The organism is Bartonella rattimassiliensis 15908 (genome assembly GCF_000278215.1).
Classification (GTDB): Bacteria; Pseudomonadota; Alphaproteobacteria; order Rhizobiales; family Rhizobiaceae; genus Bartonella; species Bartonella rattimassiliensis.
In genome coordinates this window covers 127,095-132,480 of sequence record NZ_JH725064.1, presented here as the reverse complement: position 1 = coordinate 132,480, position 5,386 = coordinate 127,095, and the positions used below count along the sequence as shown (strand labels likewise).

Sequence of the window (5,386 nt, the reverse complement as noted above, 5' to 3'; positions counted from 1 at the left end):
CACCAGAAACATCTTCAGAGGTTATGCCGCAGATGCCTTTAGAGCCGACACCAGAAACATCTTCAGAGGTTATGCCGCAGATGCCTTTAGAGCCGGCACCAGAGACACCTTCAAAGATTGTGCCAGAAACTCTTTTAGAGACGCGTAAAAATGAAAAAGTGATATCGTCACAAAAATTGACTTCGAGGGTAGAAAAAATGTCTGTAGAGAAAACACCAGAACGTCAAAAATCCCCTCAAATTACATTACCAGATAAATCTTTTTTTCTGCATTTTAAACCAAAACCTGCTAAAAAATCTGCTCCACAAAATGTGCAAGCTGAAAAAAAGAAAAATCACCAACGGGTTGAAAAGTCTATTGAAGATATTTTGGCTGAGGAAGAAAATAATTTGCTTAATCGTGCACGCACCCAAGGAGGAGGCGCAAAACGTTCTGATACACCAGAAGCCTTAGGAGCAAGAAAAAATATTGGCGATACCACAAAAATGGCGCAAACATTGGTCAATATTGTCGGAGGTTGTATTCAACAGAAGCTTAGACTTGTGGCGCTTGGTGGTGATTTAAAAAACCGTCCAATTGTACGTTTGCGATTCTACCTAGACCGTGAAGGGGTGGTTATAGGAGATCCGATCATTGATCCTTTAGGGGGGGCGCAGAGTCAGCAAGCCATTATGATAAGACAGGTGTATGCAGCCGTTTTTTCATGCCAACCTTATGTAGATCTTCCACGTGATCAGTATGATTTGTGGGGACAGGGCTTCGATTTTAATATTGATCCCTTTCAAGAAATAACACGATGAAATACAAAGATATTATTCTCTTAACGAAAGGAAATATTCTATGATGGCTATAGCGAGACGTAAATTTTTTCCTTGGTTTATGGTTACTTGCGGTTTGTGGGTTTCGAGTTTTTCATCAGTTCATGCACAATTAAAAGGAACTATTTTAAGTGCTGATTTTAATCCCATTCCCATTGCAATTACAGATTTTATTTCTCATGATTCAATTGGATCCAAAATAACAGCCGTGGTGACAGCGGATCTTGAAAGATCGGGACTTTTTATGCCCATTGATAAAACAATTTTTTTTGAAAAAATCTCTAATCCAAACAAACAACCAAATTTTTCTCATTGGGAAAAAATAAAAGCGCAAGGTTTGGTTACCGGACAAGTTATCAGAGAATCTGATGGACGATTGAGAGTCGATTTTCGTTTATGGGATGTCTTTGGACAGCGACAACTGAAAGGACGCCGCTTCTATACCGCTACAGAACGTTGGCGACGTGTGGCTCATATGATTGCAGATGAGATCTATAGTGAGATGACAGGAGAAAGTGGTTATTTTGATACAAGAATTGTTTTTATCGATGAAACAGGTCCCCAAAATGCACGCATTAAACGCTTAGCAATGATGGATCAAGATGGAGCAAATTTGATTTATATGTCCGATGGAAGCGAATTGGTGCTTACCCCACGGTTTTCACCAAAAAGACAAGAAATGACCTATATGGCCTATGAGGATAATCAAGTGCCTCATGTTTATCTCCAACAAATTGAAATGGGACAAAGAGAGTTAATTGGAACGTTTCATAATATGACAATTGCTCCACGTTTTTCTTCTGATGGACAAAAAGTTATCATGAGTTTATTGCAAAATGATGGTAGTGCAAATCTTTACACCATGGATTTACGGACCCGTATGATGACACGGCTTACGACAACTTCCGCTATTGATACATCTGCTTCTTATTCACCGGATGGAAAACAAATCGTCTTTTCTTCAGATCGCAGCGGAAAGCCACAAATCTATAAAATGAATGCGGATGGGAGCGATATTCAGCGTATCTCTTCAAATGAGGGAAGTTATTCTACACCTATTTGGTCACCACGTGGTGACTATATCGCTTTTACAAAACAATTAGGTGGACAATTTTCTATCGGTGTTATGCACCCTGATGGACAAGGAGAGCGAATTTTAACAACTGGGTTTCATAATGAAGGACCAACATGGGCGCCAAATGGTCGTGTGCTGATGTTCTTTCGCAAAAATCCGGGTATGGGACCTAAAATTTATACCATCGACATTACAGGACGCAATGAACGTCAATTACCTACACCCAATGATGCTTCTGATCCAGCATGGTCCCCATTGCTCAATATACAATAAAATGCTTGATAAAAATATATGGAGAAAACGGTTTACTTCGTTTCAATTGTCTCTAATCATTTGTGAGAGGGGATTTATTATATCGATGATGGAGAGATTATGTAATTTTCATCCAACATCTATGGTCGTTTATCGATAATCGAATTTTCTTGGCGGATGTTCCTTAGGGTACGCAATGAAGCGGATGCCATAAGACTTTTGTGTATTTTATTATAAGAAGTATTTGAAAATTCAAGAATGCTTGTTTTTTGCAATGTTTTTTTATTTCTACAATCGGTTATATTTTCTGCGATTGAGTGTGGTTTGTTTATTGCACCAATTGTTCACCCCGCTATTGATGCGGGGCTTTTATATATGCGGATAAAAAAGAGGAATGACGGATGCTTTTGAGTTCCTCATGAATGAAGTGAGTGCGTATGCGCATGGTGGGAGCTATACAGACAATTTTGCCAAAACCTCATCGCTGACATCAAAATTAGCATAAACATTTTGCACATCATCATCTTCTTCTAATGTTGAAATCAGTCGTAAAACAGATAAAGCTTTTTCTTCATCTATTGGTGCAAGGGTGGTGGCTTTCCAAATCGTTTTAATCGATTCTGCTTCACCAAGTTTTGCTTCAAGTGTTTTTGAAACTTCACCAAGGTCTTCAAAGGCGCAGGTAATATGATGTCCGGTTTCTTCTGATTGTACATCTTCAGCACCAGCTTCAATTGCTGCATCCATGATATTGTCTGTTGTTCCTGCTTCTGGCTTATAGATTATTTCACCAATTCGATTAAACATGAAGCTTACAGAACCTGTTTCCCCTAAGGCTCCTCCTGATTTGGTGAAGGCGGCGCGCACGTTTGAAGCGGTGCGATTGCGGTTATCGGTCAAAGCTTCGACAATGACCGCAACACCACCTGGGCCATAGCCTTCGTAGCGCACTTCATCATAATTTTCGACATCGGTGCCTGAGGCTTTTTTAATTGCGCGTTCAATATTATCTTTCGGCATCGACTGTGCCTTGGCATTTTGGACAGCGAGTCTTAAACGTGGATTCATGGCTGGATCAGGAGCACCTTGTTTTGCTGCTACGGTAATTTCGCGTGCAAGCTTAGAAAATATTTTCGAGCGCATTGCATCTTGACGCCCTTTACGGTGCATAATATTTTTAAATTGTGAATGGCCTGCCATAGTTTTCCTTCCTGTTTGAGGGCTTTCTTTCCAGTTGGATACTCTTTACAATTTAAGGCGATAAAATATGTATCCCACCAGAACAATTGTGCCACAGCATGAGGTGAAATAATAGAATAGAGTCTTTATAAGAAAATTCATCTTAAAGGTAAAGATATCCTATTGAGAATCATTACAAGAGAGATCTCTTGTCGTTGAGCAAAAATCACGCTATAACAAAATATAGTCTCATGGCAAAATGGTTTATTCCATGTCTCTCTATTAATTTTAAGAGTGAGGGGAGAAAAACTGGGATATAAAAAGTTCCAGTGCCCTTGAGTAGGCGGTAAATTGCCTCATAAAAGAGGCGCAGAAGAGGATTTATAAAAATGGCAACGCAACTTTTGATGCCCAAAGCAACAGCTGTTTGGTTGGTTGATAATACAGCTCTTTCTTTTGAGCAGATTGCAGAATTTTGTAAATTGCATGTCTTGGAAGTAAAAGCTATTGCCGATGGTGAGGCAGCTTATGGTATTAAAGGTTTAGATCCAATCAGTTCTGGGCAATTGACACGTAGTGAAATTGCACGCGTGGAGGCAGATCAAAACGCACGCTTGAAAATTTCTCAATCTAGAGTGCACATTCCTGAAAAAAAACGCAAAGGAGCGCGCTATATTCCTCTTTCTCGACGGCAAGATCGTCCCAATGGTATTCTATGGTTAGTCACAAACCATCCCGAGTTGAAAGATGCGCAAATTGCACGCTTGATTGGGACAACAAAATCAACAATTGAACAAATCCGCCTTAGAACTCATTGGAATAGTGCTAATTTGGTGCCTCTTGATCCTGTAGGACTTGGATTGTGTTCGCAAATCGATTTAGATTTGGAACTTCAGCGTGCAGCGAAGAATCGCCCTGTTGTTGCAGAAGAAGATAGGTCATTACTTCCTGCTTCCGTGACGGAAAACGCTGTTCTAGAGGAAAATGAGAGTGAAGAAAATCCACACAAGACTTTTGATGCTGATAAAGTTTTTGCAAAGCTGAATGCATTGCAAAAAAAACGTCAAGATCAAGAGGATGCCTAAATAGCATGGCTTATCAGTGTAATATTTTTCACGGGAATTTCTCATAAGAATGTTCGAGAAAATCATGGTTATAAGGCTAAGAAATTGGTAGAAACTCAAAAAAAATGACAAAAAACAGAAAAAATTTTCTCTTCATTAGGAATTAACGATTATTCTTAAAATTATTCTAAGGATTTGTCCTTCTTTAAGAAACTCAAGGAGAAACAGGATTATGCGCTCTACCAACAACACTTTTTTTCATTCTTTCGCTATCATCTTTTTTTTCTCATTGTGCTTGGTAGGGTGTGGTAAAAAAAATGTCGGTGTACTTAATGGTATGAATGGTGCTGGTTTTAATCAGGCACTATCAGGTTTAGGACAAGAATTTACGATTAATGTAGGTGATCGCGTGTTTTTTAGTCTCGATTCTTCTTCACTTGATGCGGATGCTGAACGTATTTTAATGCGCCAAGCAGAATGGTTGCTTCATTATCCTTATTATTCTATTATGATCGAAGGGCATGCTGATGAGAGGGGAACACGTGAATATAACTTGGCACTTGGACAGCGTCGTGCTGTTGCTGTGCGAAACTATTTAGTATCTCTAGGTGTGTCTGCGCAACGAATTCAAACAATTTCTTATGGAAAAGAAAGGCCTGTAGCAGTCTGTGATGATATCTCTTGTTGGAATCAAAATCGACGTGCTGTTACAACGTTGAGTAACATGAATAGTCATTAAAAAGAAAATTATTTTTTTTAATCATTCAATGAACTCTTAAGGGAAGAAAAGAATGTATCGTAAAATCAATTGGAAAACTATCTTTTATATGGCGGTTTTAATGGCTTGTTCAGTGTCTTTTGCTCAAAGTGCGGCGCGAAAGGCTTCTGAATATTCTGCACAGACGGATAAAGTTGATGCTGCCGATAAAGCAGCTTCTGATGCGGTGAAGCAAACCCCTGATGCTGCCGATAAAGCAGCTTCTGATGCGGTGAAGCAA

At 39.3% G+C, this 5,386-nt stretch carries 5 protein-coding genes and 1 pseudogene; 5 read left to right on the top strand and 1 reads right to left on the bottom strand.

Going from position 1 to position 5,386, the window contains the following annotated elements; all coding sequences use genetic code 11:
- Together MCY_RS00510 and tolB are read left to right on the top strand one after the other, a co-directional pair.
- Window positions 1-800, top strand: an 800-nt coding sequence (locus tag MCY_RS00510; protein ID WP_007346410.1) for a hypothetical protein, incomplete at its 5' end; no start/stop codon positions are given.
- A gap of 43 nt (window positions 801-843) precedes the next feature.
- The gene (gene tolB, locus MCY_RS00505) at window positions 844-2,166 is read left to right on the top strand and encodes a Tol-Pal system beta propeller repeat protein TolB (protein ID WP_193352222.1); all 1,323 of its coding nucleotides are present in this window, start codon (window positions 844-846) and stop codon (window positions 2,164-2,166) included.
- A 432-nt stretch (window positions 2,167-2,598) separates the two neighbouring features.
- On the opposite strand, the gene MCY_RS00500 is transcribed toward tolB, so the two are convergent.
- Window positions 2,599-3,345: a YebC/PmpR family DNA-binding transcriptional regulator gene (locus MCY_RS00500; protein WP_007346408.1), complete on the bottom strand. Its 747-nt coding sequence runs from the start codon at window positions 3,343-3,345 to the stop codon at window positions 2,599-2,601.
- 368 nt (window positions 3,346-3,713) lie between these two features.
- Here MCY_RS00500 and MCY_RS00495 point away from each other — a divergent pair, with 368 nt between their 5' ends.
- From MCY_RS00495 to MCY_RS09590, 3 genes and pseudogenes are all read left to right on the top strand, one after another.
- Window positions 3,714-4,409 (top strand): DUF1013 domain-containing protein, encoded by a 696-nt coding sequence (locus MCY_RS00495; RefSeq protein WP_007346407.1) that lies wholly within the window; start codon window positions 3,714-3,716, stop codon window positions 4,407-4,409.
- A 211-nt stretch (window positions 4,410-4,620) separates the two neighbouring features.
- Entirely contained in the window at window positions 4,621-5,127 is a 507-nt protein-coding gene (pal, locus tag MCY_RS00490) for a peptidoglycan-associated lipoprotein Pal (protein ID WP_007346406.1), read from the top strand.
- 52 nt (window positions 5,128-5,179) lie between these two features.
- Window positions 5,180-5,386, top strand: a pseudogene (locus tag MCY_RS09590) (tol-pal system protein); the annotation flags it as partial.

Excerpts from the sequence above, each read along its gene's own strand:
- tolB (WP_193352222.1), top strand. The coding sequence starts at position 844 with ATGGCTATAGCGAGACGTAAATTTTTTCCTTGGTTTATGGTTACTTGC.
- MCY_RS00500 (WP_007346408.1), bottom strand. The coding sequence starts at position 3,345 with ATGGCAGGCCATTCACAATTTAAAAATATTATGCACCGTAAAGGGCGT.
- pal (WP_007346406.1), top strand. The coding sequence starts at position 4,621 with ATGCGCTCTACCAACAACACTTTTTTTCATTCTTTCGCTATCATCTTT.
- MCY_RS00495 (WP_007346407.1), top strand. The coding sequence starts at position 3,714 with ATGGCAACGCAACTTTTGATGCCCAAAGCAACAGCTGTTTGGTTGGTT.